This is a genomic window from Planktothrix sp. PCC 11201 (genome assembly GCF_900009135.1).
Lineage (GTDB): Bacteria > Cyanobacteriota > Cyanobacteriia > Cyanobacteriales > Microcoleaceae > Planktothrix.
Genome location: NZ_LT797711.1, coordinates 291,240 through 313,478 on the forward strand (window position 1 = coordinate 291,240; position 22,239 = coordinate 313,478).

Here is a 22,239-nt window from a genome sequence, read left to right on the forward strand (position 1 = left end):
TCCTGTTAATTAACTGAACTACAGAGTTGCCATCCGACTAAAATTAAATCTTCAATCCATTTAACCAAAGCAGCCGGAGTGGTATCTCCCACTAATTTTTGCTGATTTTTTAAAATCATTTTTCCCGAATTTTGGAAGTAAATGTTCATCAGAGATAGAGCCAGTTTATAATCAGGTTTAGCAGCATTAACATCAATAGCATGGCGGGCTTTTAATTGGGCTAAATCACTATAAACTTGACTCCAATTGTTTCCACCATTGCGATCTTGATATTGGTTTAAAAGGGATAAATGTTCCCAAGGACAAGTCCATTGCACATATTGTCCACTATTAAAGACAATTCGCAGCGTCACCCGATTTCGACCCAGGGATTTCGCCCGTTTTTCTGCATCTCGACAATGTTGTAAAACATCCCGTTGGGGAACACTATGACCCGCCCAAACAAATCCCACGCTTAAGGTGATATCTTGTCCGTGCTTTTTCCATTCCGTGTTTAATTCTGTTAACCAATTTAAGGCTGTTTGGGAAGAAATGGGCTGATTGGGATTTTTACTATAAATTACCCCCAAAAAATCATCCCCTCCCGCATAAATTACTCGACCTAAATGGGAGGGAAATTTACCCATAAAATCCCGTCCCCAAGTTCGCATGGCAGTGCTAAAAAATTGTAGTCCTGCGTCTCCTTTTTTCTCGGCAATTTTTTGCAGGGTTTCACCCACTTTATCCCCATCTCCCATAAACCATCCTGTCCATTGTCCTGAATGGTTTTTTTCCGGGTCAGGTTTACGTTCTAAATCCGTAAATCGTTTTAAAGGAGGAATTTGTTCAAAGTGACGACGGATTTCATAACGAGTAATTAAACGCTTGACTAACTCAGGGATACTTAAGCGTTCATGGGGGTCAAGAAATTTACCTTCGGGTTGTTCTTCTTCCCCAGGAGAGGATGGAGCTACAGGAGTTTCTAAGACCGTTGCTAGTTGAGTGTAAAATGATTCTATTTTTTCATTTTCATTGGAATGTTTTAAGGTTTTGGGATTACGACTACCACTGCCTAATCCCGGCCAGGCGATCGCATCTATTCCCGTTAAACTGGAACTTTCTCCAATCCAATTAATTCCTGTCCAATTGCGAGATAATTTTTGAGTTTCTAAAGCTTCCATTGCTTCTTGAATGGTGTTACCTGACCCCCAAAAAACTTCCCAAGCATGGGTTCCCCACATTTCCCAATCTCGATGCCAATGATAGAAAAAATCAGGAGAATGTTCGGGAATTTTTTGCTCAATCCATTGTTTACATTCCGATAAAATCTGTTTCCAAGCTGATAGGATAGTGTGATTTACCCACTCGTCTATTGGATGTTCAGAAAAATCCCCTTTGATTAAAATGCGGTTAGGCATTCCTTGAGCGACATCAACTAACCCCGGAGAAATCACTTCTAGTTGATAACTTGTTGCCACCTCCACTAATTGTTGACTGAGATAGGACAAAATAATTGATGCCCCATACAAGTCTCTGAGCTTGCGAGATTTCTCAATAAATCCCTGTACGGGTGAAAAAGTAAGAGCAGCGTAGGTCATTTTTTTTAACTTGATATCCCTTATAGAACAGCATCTGGAACGATAATAGCTATAAATTAATATTACTTTACAGATAAACTATGCGTCAGAAAACCGTATATATACTGATTTTTTAAACCTCTGTAGAGACGTATTGTGGCACGTCTCTACAGAGGTTTAACCTTTGATATAATAGTCTCCCCGTCAGACTGAATCACATAACTTTTTAACGAAATTTACGTTCGGATTCCTGAATTGGTAAATCGTTAATACTGGCTTCCCGTCGCTGCATTAACCCATTAGGAGCAAATTCCCATTGTTCATTCCCATAGGCGCGATACCATTTACCGGAATCCGTACGATATTCATACTCAAATTTAACAGAAATTCGGTTATCGGTGAAACTCCATAACTCTTTTTTCAAACGATAATCTAGTTCCGTATTCCACTTGCGAGTGAGAAATTCTCGAATCTTTTCCCGTCCCGTAAAAAATTCCGCCCGATTTCGCCAAACGGAATCCTCTGTATAAGCTAATGCAACTCGTTCGGGATCACAGGTATTCCAAGCATCCTCAGCGGCTTGGACTTTGGCTTTAGCGGTTTCCAGGGTAAAGGGCGGTAAGGGGGGTCTGGTTTCCATGAAGCGTTCTCCTTTGTTATATGAAATCCCTAAATGTATACTACATATTCTACAAATTCCCCCCTTTTTAAGGGGGGTTAGGGGGGATCATCTATGGCGTTAATAACTATATTTCATATTACTATTGTTAGGTTGATGGGTCGTTGCCCATTTCTATACTAACGACGGGGTGGACTTAAAGAACGAATAAAACCCATAATTTCTCGATCTCTCGGTTTAAATTTTAACGCCATTAATGCCGAATTTCTGGCATTTTGATATTGCTTCATCCGCGCTAAAATTTGAGCTTTTAACATCCAGAGTTGGGGATTTTGATCAGCTAAATTTAACGCTTTTTCCACAGAACTTAACGCTTGAGAATAGAGTTGCAATTTCATTAATATTTCCCCCCGTAATTGCCAAATGGTTTCCTGTTGATCATCGAGTTTTAACCCTTGATCAAAAGAGAGAATCGCTTCTTGATAATCTTGGATTTGATAATAAGCAATTCCTCGATTAATCAAAGCCGGAACAAAATCAGGTTTTAAATTAATCGCCCGGTTATAGGATTGAATTGCTTCTTGATGCTGTTTTAACTGATTCATCAATAAATTTCCCCTTAAATACCAAATCTGATAATCCTCGGGTTTAATGATTAACATTTGATTCCACGCTAAAAGAGCATCTTCATATTGTTTTAATTTAATTAAAACCTTGCCCTTTTCCCGCCAAGCCAAATAAAAATCACGCTGAAGTTGTGTTGTCCTAGAATAAGATTCAACGGCTTCTTGATACCGTTTTAACTGTACCAAACTATTGCCCCTACCATACCAAGCAGGATGAAAATTAGATTGAATGGCTATAGCTTGATCAAAGGCTTTTAAAGCCTCTTGCCATTGTTCTAATCGATAGAATTGGTTCCCCCGATTTGACCAATCTAAAGCAGTTGATTCTCCTGTAAATTCCGGGGGTTTTAAGGCTTGATGAATCGATTTTAATTCCCGGGCATTCATGGGGTTAGGAGGTTGATTGCTAATGTTTAAATTCAAGGTTATTCCTGATTGTAAAAACTTTTGGAGGGGAATACCAGCACTATATCCTAATGTCACCCGAGACACCGAGCCCAATTCTGGATTACTAAAAATTTGTCCCTCCGATTGACCATGAATTCCAATCACTCGACCCTCCCGATCTAAAATCGGAGATCCGCTCATTCCCACCTGCGTCCTATTAGTATAGAATAAATCATATCCTCGGGTAAAAGGTTCTTTAATTAAGGAGTTTTTTTCGGCTTCACTGATTAATAAACCCGTGGCAAATACTCGTCTGCGATCGGCAATGGGCAACTTAGAATCTGGCCATCCTGAAATAAAAATATATTCCGATTGGCTATCATAATTATAATCGGCTAGACGAGCAACAGCATAAATTTTATCACTGGTAAAAGGGATAATCGCTAAATCAACTCCGGGTAATTTAATTACCTGATTGTAGTCAATCGGATATTGTTCACCATCAACGGTAATTACCGTATATTCATCGGGTGTTTTAACCACATGATTTGCTGTTAATACATAATAAGTATTTTGATTTTTAGCAATAATTACTCCCGACCCGGGATTTAAACCATCAATTAATACGGTAATCGACTGACTGATTTGGTTAATCTCCTCGGCGGTTAATGCCATGACTTGAGGATTGAAACCCAAAGTTAATATCAAACCGAATATAATAAATAAACCCATTTTAAAAAACCGATAACGGATGAATCGAAAGCTCATTTTTTCCTCCTAATTTGTTGTGACTTATAACTCCTTCTTTCTTCCAGCCGTTTTTTATTAATCCGGTTTGGAACACTGATTAATTACCTATTCCCTATTTGCGTATTCCCTGCTATATAATTAATATCACCTTAAAAAAGGGATTGTTCCCCTTGATTTTGGTATCCTAATCTTGAACATTTATTATGCTGGCAAAACGAATTTTACCTTGTTTGGATGTGAAAGCAGGTCGAGTGGTAAAGGGGGTTAATTTTGTTGATTTAAAAGATGCTGGTGATCCGGTGGAATTAGCGGCGGCTTATAATGATGCCGGAGCGGATGAATTAGTATTTCTGGATATCACCGCCACCCACGAAGACCGAGATATTATTTTTGATGTGGTTTATCGCACCGCCGAACAGGTATTTATTCCCTTAACGGTGGGGGGCGGAATTCAAAACTTAGAAATGATTAAAAACTTATTAAGAGCCGGAGCAGATAAAGTTAGTATTAATTCCGCCGCCGTGCGTGATCCTGACTTAATTAATCGAGCCAGTGATCGCTTTGGGGTGCAATGTATTGTAGTAGCAATTGATGCCCGTAGGCGTACAAATCCTGATAATCCGGGTTGGGATGTTTATGTGCGAGGCGGTCGGGAAAATACGGGAATTGATGCCCTAAACTGGGCGAAAGAAGTTACAAAAAGAGGCGCCGGAGAACTTCTAATTACCAGTATGGATGCCGATGGAACCCAGGCGGGCTATGATTTAGAATTAACTCGAACTATTGCCGAATCCGTGGAAATTCCGGTGATTGCGTCGGGAGGCGCGGGGACTTGTGAGCATATTTATCAAGCCTTAACTCAAGGGAAAGCTGAAGCCGCTTTATTAGCCTCCTTATTGCATTATGGTCAATTAAGTGTGGCAGAAATTAAGACCTATTTAGCGGAACATCAAGTCACGGTGAGGAATCCTGATATTGTGTAGGGGTGAAGTCATCTTGATCAGAAGCAACTAAAGTCGAAAACCCCTAATGACTGCCCCTATCTATTCCCCCTAAATCCCCAGAAAAAAGCTGGGTTAGGGAGAATAGATTACCCCTTGCATAATTAACGGATTTAGATTAACCTGGATCAAAGAATTCATCACATAAACGATTTAGATGTTAGATCAAGCCAACGAGTTATTTCAGCAAGGGATTTTACACTATCAAAATACAGAATATCAAGCCGCTTTAGCATCTTGGCAAGCAGCCCTTCACGCTTACCGAAATCTAAAGGATCGCAAACGCGAAGGCGCAGCCTGGGGGAATCTAGGGGCTGTCCATGAAGTTCTATTAAGCCCGGAATTGGCAATCAATTGCTATCAACAACACTTAGAGATCTCTCGGGAAATTCAAGATCCCAAAGGTGAAATGAATGCTTTAATTAATCTGAGCAATATTTCCTATAATTTAGGAGACTATGTTAACGCCCTGGAATACCAAAACCAACGGTTAGCCCTCGCTCGTCAATTTTTAGATCCCCACACGGAAGAACAAGCCTTATCAGTATTAGGAAAAATCTATCTCGCCCAAGAACAATTTGAACTGGCAATTGAGGCTTATCAACAACAATTAATCCTGGCAAAAACCCACAAAAATTATCCAAGTCAAGGCAATGCTTTTAACCATTTAAAGTTAATTTATGAACAATTAGAACAATGGGAAGAAGTTGAATCCTATCATCAACAGCATCAAGCTATTTTTCGAGAGTTTTTAATAGAAAATCCCGGCAATATTCTACAGCAAGCCCAAAATATTGGCTTAGATCCTTTGTTTGACTTTGCGGGTATGGATTTAAGTCATCTTGATTTTAATTACGCCGATTTACGAGGGGCAAATTTAGAAAAAACTAACCTCAGTTATGCTAATTTAACCTTAGCGGATTTGAGCGGAGCCATTTTAAAAGAAGCTAACCTCAGTTATGCTATTTTAACGAATGCTAATTTACGCGATGCCGATTTAACAGGTGCTAACCTCAGCGAAGCCGATGTCAGGACGAAAATGCCTAGGGCTAATCTGAGTCATGCCAATTTAGGCCATGCTAACTTAATAAGTGCCTATTTACCCTATGCCAACTTGACCCAAGCTAACCTCAGCCACGCCAATCTGAACTATGCCGACCTAACCGGGGTAAAATTTCAAGGTGTGAACTTAACAGGGGCTAATTTCAGCCAAGCCGAGACTAAAAATGCCCAGGTCACAAACGTTGATTTTACCGAGGTAGTAGGAATTTCCCAGCGAATTAAATCCGAGTTAGTCAAACAAGGGGCAATTTTTAAGGAAAATAAAGATTAGGTTAGTAGAACATCCTAGGTGTTAGTGGTTAACCCTCTGTGATGTTTAATGATATTAATAAACAAAACCATTAAAACTATTATGACTGGTGTAGAAGGACTTTGGCCCCATAATCTGAGCCCAAATCGCTTGGCGGTGTTGGAGCGTAAACTGGTACTTTGGTTACAAAAACAACCTTTACCTGCTGATATTCACGAAATGGCACTCCATTATGATAACCATGAAGATTTGCAATTGTTAACCCAAAAAGCAGCATCTCAAGGGTGTCATTTTTCTGATTTGCAAACAACAGTTCAAGCTATTATATCCGCAAAAACCGATAATTTTTTAGAATTAGCGGAAATTGCGGGTTTAAATCCCTTAGAAGATTTTGCCCAAGCGAAACTATTAGGAGCTAACTTAAGTGGACTGGATTTAATCGGAGCCACACTGCCGAATGCCTATTTACGAGGGGCGGATTTAAGCGATATTAACTTAACGAATGCTGATTTAAGAAACGTGAATTTAGGAGGGGCGGATTTAAGTGGAGCCTTATTAAGTGATACGGATTTAAGCGGTGCTGATTTGCACCGGGTAAGTTTAGCTTTAGCGAATTTAAGTGGAGCTAATTTAAGCCATGTTAATTTGGAAGAAGCTAATTTAAGCAACTGCAATTTAAGCGATGCCAATTTAACGGGAGCTTGTTTAAAAAATGCTGACCTATATCAAGCAGGATTAGCTTTAACCAATTTAGCCGGAGTGGATTTTACCGGAGCTAATGTTAAAGAAGCTCGACTTTGGCATGATGCGGGAATTTCAGAAACCGTGAAAGCAGACTTAATCAAAAGAGGAGCAATTTTTGATGAAAAGATAGAAAAGATCAAACGAGATTAAACCTTATTGTTGTTGCGCTTCAGCGCACTCTAAAAATATGGAGCGCCGCATCGCAACAACAAATGTTTTTATAGGTTCAAATAATGATGATTACTTTTTAAAATCCCCATCAAAAATTATAGGTTGGATTTATCTTCTTTTTTCTAAAAAATAGAGTGTTCAATTAGATGACAGCTACTAATTCAAGTTGTATAATACTATTAAATTAATGGATTGAAGCACAATTGCGGCCCTTTCAATATTATTATAGAGACTGACGCCCATTTGTTCCCTAAAGAAATTGCTATGTTTGATGCTCTTGCCGAACGCTTTGAATCCACTTGGAAGAAACTCCGAGGTCAGGATAAAATTAGTGAGTCTAATATTCAAGATGCCCTAAAGGAAGTCCGTCGCGCCCTACTCGAAGCCGATGTTAACCTGCAAGTCGTCAAGGAATTTGTCGCCGAAGTTGGCGAAAAAGCCCAGGGAGCGCAGGTTGTGTCCGGCGTACGACCCGGAGAACAGTTTGTTAAAATCGTCCATGACGAATTGGTCAACGTTATGGGGGAAAGTAACGTTCCCCTCGCCCAAGCGGACACCGCCCCAACCATTATATTAATGGCTGGGTTACAAGGGACAGGAAAAACCACCGCCACGGCAAAATTAGCCCTGCATTTGAGAAAGGAAAATCGCACCGCCTTATTAGTCGCTACGGACATTTATCGCCCCGCCGCGATTAATCAATTAATCACATTAGGCAAACAAATTAACGTTCCCGTCTTTGAAATGGGAACCGATACCGACCCCGTAGAAATTGCCCGCCAAGGGGTCGAATATGCCCGAAATCAAGATATTGATACCGTCATTATTGACACCGCCGGACGTCTGCAAATAGACGAAAATATGATGGCGGAATTAGCCCAAATTAAAGAAACAATTGAACCCCATGAAACCCTGTTAGTCGTGGATGCGATGACGGGTCAAGAAGCTGCTAATTTAACCCGCACATTTAACGACCAAATTGGGATTACTGGGGCAATTTTAACTAAGATGGATGGGGATAGTCGCGGCGGGGCGGCGTTATCCATTCGTCGGGTATCGGGGGCTCCGATTAAATTTGTCGGGGTGGGGGAAAAAGTCGAAGCATTACAACCTTTTTACCCTGACCGGGTTGCCTCTCGAATTTTAGGCATGGGGGATATTTTAACCTTAGTTGAAAAAGCCCAAGAGGAATTCGACTTGGCGGACGCCGAGAGAATGCAGGAAAAAATTGTGACGGCAAAATTTGATTTTACCGACTTCCTGCGTCAAACTCGGATGATGAAAAATATGGGGTCTTTGGGAGGATTAATTAAGTTAATTCCGGGGATGAATAAGATTTCCCAAGACCAATTAGACCAGGGAGAAGCGCAACTCAAACGCTCGGAAGCGATGATTAATTCCATGACCGTTGATGAGCGCAAAAACCCCGATTTATTAGCCAGTTCTCCTTCCCGTCGCAAACGCATTGCGAAAGGTTCAGGAATGCTAGAAAAAGATGTGATGAAGTTAGTTAGTGACTTCCAGAAAATGCGGGTGATGATGCAACAAATGAGTCAAGGAATGATGCCCGGTATGGGAGGAATGCCCGGTATGGGAATGCCCGGGATGCCCGGAATGCCGGGTATGGGAGGCGGTTATCCCGGGGGGGCTAAAGCTAAGAAAAAGAAAGAGAAAAAGAAAAAAGGGTTTGGACAACTTTAAAACGGGTTAAGTTTGAATTGTTTGATTAGCTTCCCGAATCAATGTTTCATCCATCCAAGCATTAATACTTTTTCCTGCTTTTTTGGCAGCTAAGAAGATTTTGCGATGGTTTTCTGGGGTAGTCCGAAAGGGCAGTTTTCCTGAAAAGGGTTTATCAGGTTCCTGCCCTAATTCTTGACAAAATTCTAAATAATCATCAATAGAATTCTTAAATTCTTGCCTGATTTCTTCAACTGTTTTTCCTTTAAAAGTAATCACATCGTTAATGTCTAACACTTGACCAAACAAAATTCCAGCATCTACATCAACTTCAATTTGAGCCGTATAACCTTTGTAATTGAGCATAATAATCTGATTTTTTTGTTGAAGATTTATTATGGTTTATTAAGATTCATTGAGGTTTTATAAATTAAGTTTAGCACAATCAGAATGCAAATGATATCATGATGTAGTGTCATAATCTAATAATCAAGCTATCTACTTTCAAATAAGTAAAAAAATCTCCTAAATCCTTATATATCAAAAAAAATGAGTTGGTTAAATGAATTAGACGAAATAGAATTAGAGATTTATCGAAAATATAAATATGCTTTATTACATATAGGAGTCCAATTAAATTGGGATGAAGTACAAGAGTCGATTTTCTTAAATATAAGCAATATGGAAAGTGCTTTTCAAAGAACAATAGAAGTCTATAAAGCAGGACAATTAAAACACCCAACAGGGTTTTTGATGAAAGCATTAGCTGAAGGTTATAAATCCTATCACTGGAATGATGAATGGTTGAATGATCCTAATTTTAAAAATCCCTGTTTAAAATATTGGGAAGAAGCAGCAATAGTTTGGGGTTATGATTTAAGAAATGCTTTGATCATTGATGTTAAAGAAGATCGAAACGGGAATCAGTCAGTTGTCTTTGCGAATGGTGGATCAATGCCTTTAAATAGAGCAATATCTTTAGGTTGGCAACAAGTTTTAGAGTATGCCCAATCAGGTAGTATTAGAGGAATCTAATAATTTACCCTGCCCAAAAGTTAATATCACTCCTAAACTAACATGGAATTCAGTTATTATTTAGAGTTAAAAATATTGATTGTTATTGTCTACAATTCAAGGACTAACCCATCCTTTTACCTCCGTATCCGTTAAAGGTTTTTCCATCTTCATACTTTCACTACGAGCCGCATTTAATAAATGTTTCATCGTCACAACTTCATTAGAATCCGCCGCCAAAAAAGCAGCATTCATCGCAATATTACGAATATTTCCCCCGGATACACTCAGTTTAGCTAATTTGTTCACATCCACCCCTTCCAAGGGCATTTCCTGGGGAAAAATCCGCCGCCAAATTTCAGCCCGTTGGGTCACATCAGGAAACGGAAACTGCACTACAAACCGAATTCTTCGCAAAAATGCACTATCTAATGCCCCCTTTAAATTCGTAGTTAAAATTGCTAACCCTCCATAGGCTTCCATCCGTTGCAATAAATAACTAACTTCAATATTGGCATGGCGGTCATGGGAATCTTTCACATCAGAACGTTTGCCAAATAAAGCATCCGCTTCATCAAAAAGTAAAATCGCTCCACCCGTTTCCGCCGCATCAAAAACCCGTCGCAAATTCTTCTCCGTTTCCCCAATATATTTACTCACCACCGAACTCAGATCAATCCGATATAAGTCCAAATTTAACTCCTGAGCCATCACTTCCGCCGCCGTGGTTTTTCCCGTCCCACTAGGGCCAGCAAATAACGCACTAATTCCTAAACCCCGTCCGCCTTTTTTAGCAAACCCCCAACCTTCATAAACTTTAACGCGCTGACGAACATGGGCAATCACCGCTTTCAGAGTTTGTGACTGCATTTCAGGTAATACCAAATCCTCCCAACTCGCACTTGGTTCAATTCGTTGGGCCAAATCTTCCATACGAGGACGAGCTTGGGCGCGACAAGCCTCCCATAAAGTATCATTCAGGTGATCATAATTCTCACTTAGCCCCATTTGTCCGAGGGTACTAGCACAAGCCGCAGCAATGGCGGGGGCATTCAGGTTAAATTGTCCGACTAGGTGTTCTATAATCTCCGGCAACTCCTCCCGTTCCATCACCAATGCCTCCTCCCATAATAGGTATTGTTCTGAGTTGGTAGGCTTGCTAACTTCAAAATTCACTAACGGGCGCTGTCTCTGACTAATCCGATCTCGTGCGGTGATAATCAGAGGACTATTAATTTGTTCAATGATATGGGCGACGGCATTTCCGTCCCGATCTGAACCGTCTACTTCGTCGCAGTCCAGGACTAAAGCACTATTACACAAAACCGCTTCTCGATCCCACAACCGCAGCAGTTGAGACAGTTCGTTTCTGTTGCTGGGTAAGTGATCGGCCCTGAGTAAATGGGCATCTAGTCCCAATATTTGGCAGGCGGATAGGGCGATCGCCCGCTTGCTACTGGTATCTTCTCCACAGAGTTGCACGGCGGGCACAGTGTCGTTTCCGGCACTCTGAGACAGGGTTTCTGCCAACTGTTTAGCTAACTGTTGATGAGAAGGAACTAATTGATTTTCTCCTTTTAGTGGCTCAATTATTCCCATCAGTCGCTCATCTAAGTGTTGGACTCCCACCAAGTAATGCAGGATGCGCTCGTCAATACGGAGGGGACTCTGGGTAAGTGCCGATCCACTACCGATCTCAATCAATCGCCAGTGTCGTAGGGGAGCCGTAGGGGTGAGGGCGTTCCAATGGGGATTATCCAGGCTACTGAGGGCTAAACTGAAGGTGGGATAAAGTTTTTGCGAGTCCCCTTGAGCTAGGGCGCACAAGCTGGCAAAACTGGCGTCTAATTCCATACCTGCACAGATGATCAGTAAGTCTCGTTCAAAGGTGGACAGGCCAAAGATGCGACAGATCTGTTGTAGAGATGAATGCTCCGATAGTTCCAATGTAGCCGTCGGCTTTGGAGTGTGACTATCTTGACTGGCTTTCCATTCCAGTACCAGTCGCACTTGAGCCAGTGCCACCATTAGGGATTCTTGGTTCGCTTTTTGCCAGTTTTGCACAGAAACAGCGTTCATTTTGGGTGAGAAAATTCAATTGTAGTGAGTTTTTTAGGACTCTTTGCCATATTTGTATATAAGCCTTGAAGAAGCCCTGAAGGGCTTACTACTAGGGGATGGTGATCGTTGGACTAATATACTGATCAAAGGTGGGACTATGGCGATCGCCATCAATTTGACAGAGACTTTCTGCACCATCGACTTGAATCCTCACTAAATAGTTGCTATTTTTAATAGCTTTAAGTGAGAAGATAAGCCGAACAGTATTATTATTCCGAGGCTGGGCGTTAAAAATGTAAGCGGCAGGCTGTAGGGCGGTCTGTTCATTTAAAATCAGAATCACTCGCTGATCTTGACCGATCCTCACGTCTGTCACCACTTCTACCTCAGCATTACGAGGCTCGTCGTCCGTTCCTGACCCATCCAGCAAATTCACCTCCTTGATACCGGGTCGCAACACAAACGGAGCCACATTGGACTCAACCCGCTCCTGGATGGGGCTATTCGTGCTTCCCCTTTCTAACCTTTGACCGTGAATTACCTGTAACCCCTGAACCCCGGGTCGCAGTGCCTCTGGTGGCACTAAAGTCAGAGCTAAGGTAATCGACTGATCTTGCACCGTACCTGGTGCCACTTCCACACCCCCAATTCTAATCGAGGTATTGGCATTGGCAAGCATTTTACCTCGAATTAATAAGGTACTATGGGTGAAAATAGGCTGATATCGACCTTCGGTGGACATGACAAAATCAATCGTCGGTTGTTTGCTAAATGCCCAGGCGTTCAGGCTGCGATCGCGGATCGGCAGTGCTACCATGGCAGGTTCCTCACCATCTAACACCACAACTGTAATTTTATAGATCACAGATAAAACATAAGGGGTTTGAAAAAAGACTGACCAAACTTTCGATAATTCATCCGTTGAAACCGGAACAAATTCCGCTCGGATCATCTCAATTTGTTCCGATAAATCAGAATTTGCTAAAAAAGGATAACTGGGATCATTGACTGTTTCTCGAATCATTTGAGAGGATAAAACCGCTCTGTCTTCTAGTGTTCGTATTGCACTTCCTAATAAGCGCTGGGGTTCCAATTCTATCTCATTTCCATAACAACTTAACAAATAATATAAATCTACAGGTAATTGATTCCGCTTTGTTAATTCTCCCTTCCTTTGACGGGGTGGCATATCTGCATTTCCCAGGGATGTATTGCGCTTCAAATGGTAGAGGTAAATGCTAATTCCTGTTTCTGGAGTTCCCCCAGTATTTTCTGGACGGTTTGTTGTCACTCTTGCCCCCTCCACATCCATCTGCACAGATTGTTGTAACATCCTCTGCAATGTTGCCGTCACAGTGGCAATACCTAAATAATTACTCATACTTTAATTTGTCTTAAACAAGACCCATCTGTAACGACCGAACAATCGCTCGACTACGACTATCTACCTCTAGTTTTTCAAATATTGTTGTTAAGTGAGCTTTGACTGTGGCTACGGTAATATAAAGGGAACGAGCTATTTCTTGATTTCGGTATCCTTCTACCAACAATTTTAGGACTTCCCGTTCTCGATTTGTTAAATTATAGGGATTAGAGCTATTTAATTCTGTCAGTTGATTAGAGGGTTCCTGGGGTTGAGTGGCTGTTGATTGATCTTGGTTTATCTGAAAAGCTCGAAAGAATCGGGCCGTAACTTCTGGACATAAATAAACTTGATTATTCAGAGCCGCCGTCATAGCAATAGGCAGTTGCGTCGGTAAATTTTCCTTCAACAGATATCCCCAAGCTCCGGCTTGCATCGTCGCAAAAATACTACTTTCCTCTCCTAAAGAAGACAACACCAAAATTTTGCTGCCATTCTGATTCTGTTCTGATTTCTGACTTAAACTTCTGATCATTTCAATGCCCTGATCAGGTGCCTGAAATAAATCCCAATCTAGGAAAATCAAACCGGGTTTACATTGGGCAGCCATGGTCAGGACAGATTTGATTGAACTTGCTTCACCAACTAGCTTAATTTGCCATGACGAACTCAAATTATAAACTTTAAGTAATACCTGCAAACTCTTGCAAAAAGGCAATTCACAGGCTACCAGCATAACTGCAATTGTTTCTGGTAAAATGTTCTTAGGCATAAGCCTAGAAACACTGGCAGGCCCCCGATTAGAAGTGTGATTAAGTTGATGTACCCACATATCAAGTCCAATTAAAACTAATATGGTTTGATGCCCCAGAAGGAAGTTTGTGTCATGAACACTATGTTTTAATATAACATCTATCTTCAGATATAAATTTAATTTTTGCGACTCAGTTCTCAATACATTTGTATAGAAACCTAACAAATTAATAAGAAAAATAAAGTAATGTTAATTAAATATAGCAGTCCTAAATCATTATCAAGAGCATGATATAGCAAGTCTAAATGAATTGTACAGTCATAATGATCGGGGTTATTAACCCTAAAAAATACTTACATTCCCCCGTAGGGGCGAGGCGCGCCTCGCCCCTACAATTATTTGGATTTCCTGACATCCCGTTGAAATAGGCCATAACTAAGCCCTAGCATTAATAACCCATTCAAAAAGCCAAAAAATTTCGACCAAAGTCTATAACCCCTGGGGTCTATTTCACCTTAATCTAGGCACATTAACTAATAGTAATCAGGACAAACCCGATCTGGGCTGCATAGCAAATTGTTGAGCAGCACTCGAAGGCTAAATATTGATATAAGGAAAAGAAATATGGCAAGACTTGACTATTTTGCTCCAGGTGTGTATGTAGAAGAAGTTGATAGAGGAAGTCGTCCGATAGCAGGAGTCCCCACCGCGGTCGCCGGATTTTTGGGCTTTACCGAAGATGTGCGCGGTGGTGCCGAAATGTTCAAACCGATGTTAGTCACCACTTGGAGCCAATACCTCCAGTATTTCGCTCGCCCCAATTCCGACGGCTTCACCGACTTCAACGCCTACCTGCCCTTTTCAGTTTACGGCTGGTTTTTAAACGGTGGCGGCCGTTGTTGGGTAACCAGTATCGGCACCAGATTACCAGGTTCTGCTGCCCCAGCACCAACGGAATTAGGCACAGAGGTGATGAACCGCGCCAAACGTCCCGCCCTGCGGTTTTCCCTGAGCGATCCCGCAATTGCCTCAATAGAGAACATTAACGGCGCTTTAGTATCAGCTAACGAAAGAACCATCCGCGTTAGAATTACCGAAGGCCTACCCAAAGCTCCAGCACCCGCCTTACCCCCAACCTCCTCAGCAGAGGCAGGTACAGAGGCAGGTACAGAGGCAAGGGCAATAACTGCTATGCCCGCGAACACAGGGGAATACTTCACCGTTGTTATCACCCAAGGCGGCGAGGAGCTAGAACGCTACGAACACCTGACCATGAACGCCCAAGCCGACGTCGCCGTGGCAGATTATGTGTTCAATGCCCTGCAAGAGTCCCGCTATGTTCGGATCACAGACATTTCCCTCACAGGCAGCCCCCTAGCAAAACGCCCCAATAATGGCTTCTATGAAGTCAGTCCCCCGCCACTGGACGTTCAGCCCGAACTATTCAGTCAATATGTCGAAGGTGGACGGGATGATCGCACAGGGGTACGGGGTCTATTTGAAATCGACGACGTGACCATTGTTGCCTGTCCTGACTTAATGCGCGTGTACGAAGCTGGATTGATGAATCTCGATCAGCTTCATGGGATCATGGATATGATGCTCAGTCTCAGTGAAGGTGCGACGGCTGGTGATATCCCCAACCCACCAAACCGAATGGTGATTCTCGATACCCCTCCTGATCGGGTTAAACCCCAAGATGTGGCCCGTTGGCTCACCGAAGACTTTAACCGTCGTTCTCAATTTGCGGCCCTCTACTATCCTTGGATCAGAGTTCCCAACCCCCGGAATGCCGGGCGTCCGATTTCCATTCCTCCCTGTGGATATGTTGCAGGTGTCTGGTCACGGGTGGATGAAACCAGAGGCGTCCATAAGGCGCCCGCCAATGAAGTCCCCCGGGGTCTGGTCGGTTTGAGTTATGACTGCAACTTCCGGGAACAGGAATTATTAAACCCCTTGGGAATTAACTGTGTCCGCAGTTTCCCCAACCGTGGTCTCAGGATTTGGGGCGCCCGTACCCTGGTGGAAGCGGATAATATTCAATGGCGTTATATTAACGTCCGTCGCTTGATGAGCTACATTGAGAAATCCATTGAACAGGGAACCCAATGGGTCGTCTTTGAACCCAACGATGAAGACCTCTGGCAACGGGTTAAACGCACCCTCGGTAATTTCCTTGACTCCCTCTGGCGCGAAGGCGCTCTAGTTGGCGGTAGTCCGGCTCAAGCCTACTACGTCAAGTGTGACGAAGAAATTAATACCCCACAAACGATGCTCCTAGGCCGTTTGTACGTTGAAGTCGGTGTAGCCCCCGTGCGTCCTGCTGAATTTGTGATCTTCCGCATGAGTCAGATCACCGGCGATGAAAACGAAGAAGAAGGTAACGAATTCTCTTAAATCAACAAAGGTTTTGGGTATTAGGGAATTTAAGAGGATGACGCAGATTAAAATCCGTGAAATCCGTGAAATCCTCTTAAATCCGTGATCCCGATTTCCACACTAAAAACTTACAAAAGGAATAAAAACATGGTCGGAGTTGTTACTACTGTTGCCTCTCGGTTTTACGTTGAGTTTGATGGAATTACTCAGGCTCAAATTAAAAGTATGGCTCAAATTTCCTATGAAGGTAAAGTTACAGGAAATGCTAAACCCATAGGTTCATCAAAAGGCGGAATTCATGACCGACAAACCACCTCTGGCGGTTACGATTCTAACCCCGCCATGACCGTTGAAGTTTACCTGTGCGATTCCCCCCAAGGTGCCAGCGCCCAAATGTACAAATGGTTTCAAGAATGCTTACCCGTTAGTGAGGGCGGTAACGGCAACTGGTCAAATAACCGTAAAAGTGGTTCAGTTGTTGTTTATGATCCCAACGGTAAGGAAATCCTCCGGTGGAATTTAGAACGCGCTTGGCCGAAAAAATACTCCATTGCCGATGCGGATGTCACAGGTCAAGATCTGGCAGTAGAAACCTATGAACTGGTGGCTGAACGAATCAATAAAGTCAAATCCATCAGTGGTGCTGCTGTTACCTATGGTGGTCGGTGACATATAATGAATTACGAATTACGAGACAATTAGCTAACTCCTAATTTATTAATTCATTAATTCGTAATTGATAATTCGTAATTGGTAATTGCCAACATACCCCCCCGATAAATCTGGCTAGACGAGCGACAGTAAGTTAAAACAAAATCAATCTAATTATTGATCAGGAGGAATATTTAAAATGACAGCAGCAACTCAGAGAAGCTTAATGGAATACCTGACGGTTTCTCGCTTTTACTTAGAAATTAATAATAATACAAGGTTACTGATTTCCAAAGCTAGTGGACTTTCAATTACTATTGATCCAGCCTCTGAGGGCAAGCCCATCGGAACCCGTAAGGGCATGGCTACGGATACACAAACCACTCCCGCCACCGTCAGTTATCAAAATATTACCCTGGAGTTTGTAACAGCAATTGACAACGATATTCTCTTGCAATGGTATGTGGATTCACACCCACAAGCCATGGGAGGAGGCGGTCGGCAAACTATGGCTCGGCGTTACGAAGCTTCCCTGGTTTTCTACAAACAAAATGGTTCAGAAGGTGCCCGATGGAATATTAAAGATGCCATTCCCGCTAAATACAAAACTACTCAGGTAAAAGCTGACAGCGCTGATATTTTTAAAGAAACCATTGAGGTTGCCCACGCCGGGATGATTCGGGTTCCTGTCGGAGCAACGAAACTCTAACGATAGGGAATAGGGAACGGGCAATGGGCAATAGGTAAAGATATAGCAAGAGGCAATAAAGAATAGGCAATCTCGCTATAGGTAAATACTTACTGTGAGCAGCTTTTAGCTTTCAAGAATGTCCTAATAGATGTGGCGACTGCTATATTATCTATTTATTGCCTATTGCCTATTCCCCATTCCCTGTCTTTCTCCCATTGCCCATTCCTTATTGCCCGTTTTTCCGCCTGTTGCCTATTACCTATTCCCTATTTGATATGCAAATTAATCAAGACCAATTAAAACAAAATTTATCAGAGATTCTTACCATTGCTCGCTTTTATGTTGAGTTAAAACTCAATGGAAGCAGCGAGCCTGTTGATGCCTATTTTATGGAATGCAAAGGGTTTAAATATACCCAAAGTTTAATAGAATTAGCTGAAGTTTTTCCCCAACGGTGGGGGAAGGCTACACGGGGACGAGTCCTGCGAACAAAAATGCCTGGAAATGAAAAAGTTAATAATATTAATTTGCGTCGGGGTCTAAGTGCATCAACTACCTTATGGAATTGGATTGAAAATGTGCAATCAGGTCAATGGGCAACTCAAAGCTATGATGGTTCTTTAGTTATCTATCGCCAAAGTAGTGAAGAAGGCGCTCGGTTTAATTTTAAAGGTGCTTGGCCGGTTTCCTACACCGTTGCTGATAGCATTGTTTCTGGTTCAGATCTCGCCTTTGAGGAACTAGAATTAGCAGTAGAAACCTTTAAGCGAGTTCCTACCCTTCCCAAATCCTTGTCATGATCCAAACTGAATTTGAGTTTACCCTACCCAAAGGATACCTAGATGAACAGGGGGATTGTCACCGTCAAGGGGTGATGCGGCTATCGCGGGCTATTGATGAAATTGTTCCCATGCGCGATCCTAGAGTTAAATCAAATCCAGCCTATGCGACCGTGATTATTCTCTCTCGCGTTATTACTCAGTTAGGCACTTTAGAAGAAATTTCACCAATGGTAATTGAAAATCTATTTGCCTCCGATTTAAGCTATTTACAAAAGTTTTATCGCTACATTAACGAGTTAGAGGGGGAAGATCAACCCGATCCTCCCACCCCATCCCCTGTTTATGATCAACCTGAATAGCTCTGAAACTCCCGCTATACCTGGTACTCCAGGTTAGCGGTGAGTAGTTCACCGATTGGAAATCGCATAATGGACTAAAGCCGCCATGCGTTTTCTCAGGGTTTCTAAACCTAACGCTTTAGAAGCAGAAATATAAACCGCTTGGGGGTATTTTTCCTGCGCTAATCGTAAATTTTCCCCATCAGTTTGATCGATTTTATTAAACACTAATAATCCCGGGCCAGGAGTCACCGGCATTTCCCTTAAAATCTGCATCACTGACTCAATTTGACTTTCCCAAGCGGGATGGGACAAATCCACTAAATGAATTAAGGCATCAGCGTCCGTCACCTCCTCTAAAGTAGCTCGAAACGCATCTACTAAAGGAGGTGGGAGTTCATGGATAAATCCGACTGTATCTGTAATAACCACCGTTAAAGGCTCCTCCGTTATCGTATCAGGAATCTCTAAACGGCGAGTTGTGGGGTCGAGGGTAGCAAAAAGTTGGTCAGCCGTATAGACTTCCGACTGGGTTAAAACGTTTAATAATGTTGACTTTCCAGCATTGGTATAGCCGACTAAAGCCAAGGTGGGAACCTCTCGAACTTGACGATTTTGGCGTAAACGGGAACGATGGGCTTGGAGTTGATTCACTTCCTGCTGGAGCCGGGAGATGCGGCGTTGGATGGCCCTGCGTTCCGTTTCCAGTTTGGTTTCCCCTGGCCCCCGGGTTCCAATGCCACCCCCTAAGCGAGACATAGCCCGACCTCTACCCGTTAAGCGGGGTAAACTATATTCCAGTTGGGCTAGTTCCACCTGTAATTTTCCCGCCCCCGACTGGGCGCGTTGAGCAAAAATATCAAGGATAACTTCAGTTCGGTCTACAACCCTGACCCCGATTTGGGTTTCCAGGTTCCGAACCTGGGCGGGGGATAGGTCACGGTCAAATACAATTAAATTAGCTCCGATGGTTTGGGCAACCAAGGCAATTTCCTGGACTTTACCCTCTCCGACAACGGTTTGGGGGTGAGGTTGCGATCGTTTTTGGCGTAAAGTTTGTAACACCTGACCTCCGGCGGTATCCACTAAACGCACCAATTCCGTTAGCCCATCTTCAAACCGTTGGGGGGATATTTTCTCTGTTTTCACCCCCACTAATAGCACTTTATCCTGACTAGAATCGACTTCCCGGGCAACAAATTCCCGTTCAAATTCCGTTTCTAGTTCGTTGACTAAATCGAGAAAATCCTGTTGCGATAGGGCATCCAGACTCATGGGCAACGACAAATAATAGGGAATCGCAGAAAAACCGTTATCAATTTGTTGATGATTTCCCGTGTCCATATCCGGGACAAGGTGAGCCAGATAGGTGTCTTTAATATAGCCTGTTTCACCCCCGCCTCGTCGCAGAAAACCGCTTCCGGTTAGGGTAAGAACCACTAGAACGTCTAACCGTTGAATGGCCATGGCAGTCAGGGCTGCTTCTTTGGGCGGTTCCGGGCTAGTTTGGGTGGCAATACAGCGAATGCCACTCAGGCGTCCATTCCCATAACGGGGCAGTTCTAAGGGGGGAATTTGAGTTTGGCGAGGAGTTCCGACTCCCACCCGCATTACTTGTCCCCTGCGGTTGATATAGGCGCACAGAGGCTGATCAATTTCTGTACTAATGGCCGCTAGTCGCTGGGCAAATTCTACGGTTGTAATCAAATCGCCAGGTAATCGTTGATGATACAGGCTTTGCAACCGTTTAAGCTGACTGGCTTTTAGACCTTGTAGTTGACCATAAATCGTTTCGATAGGCAGGTTTTACCAGTTTCCTGGCCCTCCATAAACAATAGGGGTTGATTTGAGATTATGATAGCTTGAATTTTGATCGGAGTGTGGGCTGTCGGCTGTTCAGACCCGACTGGGAACTTAATATTTTCTTGAGGATTATTAGATATCGAATCTGCCAAAATCCTTGGATATTTAGGGCTAAATTCATTAAATTTGTGATTAATCTTTAATCAAATGACAGGCTACAGAATGGTTTAAACCCATATCTTTTAATCGGGGTTCTTCCAGCCAACATTGTTCCATAACAGAGGGACAACGGCTACAAAATCGACATCCTGTTGGCGGGTTAACGGGACTAGGAATTTCTCCAGTTAATAAAATTCGTTGTCGTTTGGCTTCTAATTCCGGGTCAGGAATGGGAACCGCAGATAATAGGGCTTGGGTATAGGGATGCAGAGGATTTTCATACAAAGAAATTCTATCTGCAAGTTCAACAATTTTGCCCAAATACATCACCGCAACTCGGTCAGAAATATGGCGAACAATACTTAAATCATGGGCAATAAACAGATAGGTTAACCCTAAATTTTGCTGTAGATTTTGCATTAAATTAATCACTTGGGCTTGAATTGAAACATCCAAAGCCGCAATCGGTTCATCGCAAATAATTACATCAGGATTCATGGCTAAGGCTCTAGCAATCCCAATTCTTTGTTGTTGTCCCCCTGAAAATTCATGGGGATAACGATTGATGACATCATTATTTAATCCCACTAATTCTAATAATTCTTTAACGCGATTTTCGGCTATTTTAGGAGTAGCTAATTGATGAATAATTAAAGGTTCACTAATAATTTTTCCTACGGTCATTCGCGGATTTAAAGACGAATAGGGATCTTGAAAAATCATTTGCATTCGCCGACGAAAGGGCTGCAACTCTTTGGAATTTAAAGCGGTTAAATCGGTATTTTCAAAGTAAATTTTTCCCCCCGTAGGACGAGCAAGCTGTAAAATCATTCGTCCCGTTGTACTTTTCCCACAACCTGATTCTCCTACTAAACTTAGGGTTTCTCCCCTATTAATATTAAAGGTAATTCCATCAACGGCTTTAATGGCTGCTACTTGACGTTGTAGTAAAATTCCTTCCATGACTGGAAAGTGTTTTTGTAAGTTTTCCACCCGAATTATGGGAGTATTTTTGGGATTAGATTTAAGTTTGGATTCTAAGGTATTAACCATATTTTTATTATAAAAAATGTTTATATAGGAAATCAGGAAATTCGGCGATTGGAAATCGCGTCTACAGAAACGAAGTCCGCCTACGCGGACTGGGAAGGGAGCAGAGAATTGGCAATCGAAGATTCTTACAACCCGCGCAGGCGGGTTTTGTCTGTGTAGGCGCGATTTCAATCGCCAAGCAATTATAACGATTATAGGGAAATCCGGCGATTATAGATTATAGAGATCCGGCGAAAGGAAAGTTATTTGGTAGTCCGATTTTTGAGTATGACAGCCGAGAAAATGATGCGACTAAGCGGTGTCATATTCTCGTATGGCTAAAACAAAATCCCGAAACTTTGAACT

General features: G+C 42.4%; 19 protein-coding genes. 10 read left to right on the top strand and 9 right to left on the bottom strand.

The features are described from left to right. Window positions 1-5: 5 nt before the first annotated feature. The 3 genes from PL11201_RS23590 to PL11201_RS23600 all read right to left on the bottom strand — a co-directional run bounded on the left by PL11201_RS23590 (window position 6) and on the right by PL11201_RS23600 (window position 3,956). A complete protein-coding gene (locus PL11201_RS23590; protein WP_079681294.1) occupies window positions 6-1,577 on the bottom strand; it encodes a Cas10/Cmr2 second palm domain-containing protein in 1,572 nt (523 codons plus the stop codon). Between the two features lie 205 nt (window positions 1,578-1,782). Then, window positions 1,783-2,196, bottom strand: coding sequence for a nuclear transport factor 2 family protein (locus PL11201_RS23595; RefSeq protein WP_079681295.1), 414 nt, complete (start codon window positions 2,194-2,196; stop codon window positions 1,783-1,785). A 158-nt stretch (window positions 2,197-2,354) separates the two neighbouring features. Continuing rightward, window positions 2,355-3,956, bottom strand: coding sequence for a tetratricopeptide repeat-containing S1 family peptidase (locus tag PL11201_RS23600; protein WP_144017877.1), 1,602 nt, complete (start codon window positions 3,954-3,956; stop codon window positions 2,355-2,357). Between the two features lie 185 nt (window positions 3,957-4,141). Between PL11201_RS23600 and hisF the strand changes: the two genes are divergently transcribed. From hisF to ffh, 4 genes are all read left to right on the top strand, one after another. Beyond that, the gene (gene hisF, locus PL11201_RS23605; protein ID WP_079681296.1) at window positions 4,142-4,921 is read left to right on the top strand and encodes an imidazole glycerol phosphate synthase subunit HisF; all 780 of its coding nucleotides are present in this window, start codon (window positions 4,142-4,144) and stop codon (window positions 4,919-4,921) included. A 175-nt stretch (window positions 4,922-5,096) separates the two neighbouring features. Next, window positions 5,097-6,272, top strand: coding sequence for a pentapeptide repeat-containing protein (locus PL11201_RS23610; protein WP_079681297.1), 1,176 nt, complete (start codon window positions 5,097-5,099; stop codon window positions 6,270-6,272). 81 nt (window positions 6,273-6,353) lie between these two features. Then, complete coding sequence (locus PL11201_RS23615; RefSeq protein WP_079681298.1) at window positions 6,354-7,145, top strand: pentapeptide repeat-containing protein; 792 nt, start codon at window positions 6,354-6,356, stop codon at window positions 7,143-7,145. Window positions 7,146-7,430: 285 nt separating this feature from the next. After that, window positions 7,431-8,867: a signal recognition particle protein gene (gene ffh, locus PL11201_RS23620; protein ID WP_079681299.1), complete on the top strand. Its 1,437-nt coding sequence runs from the start codon at window positions 7,431-7,433 to the stop codon at window positions 8,865-8,867. A 6-nt stretch (window positions 8,868-8,873) separates the two neighbouring features. Here ffh and PL11201_RS23625 read toward each other — a convergent pair whose 3' ends face one another. Further along, window positions 8,874-9,212: a type II toxin-antitoxin system HicB family antitoxin gene (locus PL11201_RS23625; RefSeq protein WP_079681300.1), complete on the bottom strand. Its 339-nt coding sequence runs from the start codon at window positions 9,210-9,212 to the stop codon at window positions 8,874-8,876. Between the two features lie 183 nt (window positions 9,213-9,395). Between PL11201_RS23625 and PL11201_RS23630 the strand changes: the two genes are divergently transcribed. After that, entirely contained in the window at window positions 9,396-9,881 is a 486-nt protein-coding gene (locus PL11201_RS23630; RefSeq protein WP_079681301.1) for a hypothetical protein, read from the top strand. 96 nt (window positions 9,882-9,977) lie between these two features. Here PL11201_RS23630 and PL11201_RS23635 read toward each other — a convergent pair whose 3' ends face one another. The 3 genes from PL11201_RS23635 to PL11201_RS23645 form a co-directional block, all read right to left on the bottom strand. Beyond that, window positions 9,978-11,939 carry an ATP-binding protein gene (locus PL11201_RS23635; RefSeq protein WP_079681302.1) on the bottom strand — a complete coding sequence of 654 codons (1,962 nt, stop codon included), beginning with the start codon at window positions 11,937-11,939 and terminating at the stop codon, window positions 9,978-9,980. Window positions 11,940-12,030: 91 nt separating this feature from the next. After that, window positions 12,031-13,302, bottom strand: coding sequence for a Pvc16 family protein (locus PL11201_RS23640; RefSeq protein WP_079681303.1), 1,272 nt, complete (start codon window positions 13,300-13,302; stop codon window positions 12,031-12,033). A gap of 13 nt (window positions 13,303-13,315) precedes the next feature. Beyond that, window positions 13,316-14,056: a LuxR C-terminal-related transcriptional regulator gene (locus PL11201_RS23645; protein ID WP_159451575.1), complete on the bottom strand. Its 741-nt coding sequence runs from the start codon at window positions 14,054-14,056 to the stop codon at window positions 13,316-13,318. Between the two features lie 606 nt (window positions 14,057-14,662). Here PL11201_RS23645 and PL11201_RS23650 point away from each other — a divergent pair. The 5 genes from PL11201_RS23650 (at window position 14,663) to PL11201_RS23670 (ending at window position 18,900) form a co-directional block, all read left to right on the top strand. Continuing rightward, the gene (locus PL11201_RS23650) at window positions 14,663-16,435 is read left to right on the top strand and encodes a phage tail sheath family protein (RefSeq protein ID WP_079681305.1); all 1,773 of its coding nucleotides are present in this window, start codon (window positions 14,663-14,665) and stop codon (window positions 16,433-16,435) included. 129 nt (window positions 16,436-16,564) lie between these two features. Further along, the gene (locus tag PL11201_RS23655; RefSeq protein ID WP_079681306.1) at window positions 16,565-17,086 is read left to right on the top strand and encodes a phage tail protein; all 522 of its coding nucleotides are present in this window, start codon (window positions 16,565-16,567) and stop codon (window positions 17,084-17,086) included. A gap of 181 nt (window positions 17,087-17,267) precedes the next feature. Continuing rightward, window positions 17,268-17,777 carry a phage tail protein gene (locus PL11201_RS23660; protein WP_234996823.1) on the top strand — a complete coding sequence of 170 codons (510 nt, stop codon included), beginning with the start codon at window positions 17,268-17,270 and terminating at the stop codon, window positions 17,775-17,777. 257 nt (window positions 17,778-18,034) lie between these two features. Beyond that, window positions 18,035-18,559 (top strand): phage tail protein, encoded by a 525-nt coding sequence (locus PL11201_RS23665; protein WP_079681307.1) that lies wholly within the window; start codon window positions 18,035-18,037, stop codon window positions 18,557-18,559. Next, the gene (locus PL11201_RS23670; RefSeq protein ID WP_079681308.1) at window positions 18,556-18,900 is read left to right on the top strand and encodes a hypothetical protein; all 345 of its coding nucleotides are present in this window, start codon (window positions 18,556-18,558) and stop codon (window positions 18,898-18,900) included. Before PL11201_RS23665 ends, PL11201_RS23670 begins: the two co-directional genes overlap by 4 nt. 48 nt (window positions 18,901-18,948) lie before the next feature. On the opposite strand, the gene hflX is transcribed toward PL11201_RS23670, so the two are convergent. Both hflX and PL11201_RS23680 read right to left on the bottom strand, forming a co-directional pair. Then, window positions 18,949-20,490 (bottom strand): GTPase HflX, encoded by a 1,542-nt coding sequence (gene hflX, locus PL11201_RS23675; protein WP_339394376.1) that lies wholly within the window; start codon window positions 20,488-20,490, stop codon window positions 18,949-18,951. 384 nt (window positions 20,491-20,874) lie between these two features. Further along, entirely contained in the window at window positions 20,875-21,894 is a 1,020-nt protein-coding gene (locus tag PL11201_RS23680; protein ID WP_079681310.1) for an ABC transporter ATP-binding protein, read from the bottom strand. Window positions 21,895-22,239: the final 345 nt, after the last annotated feature.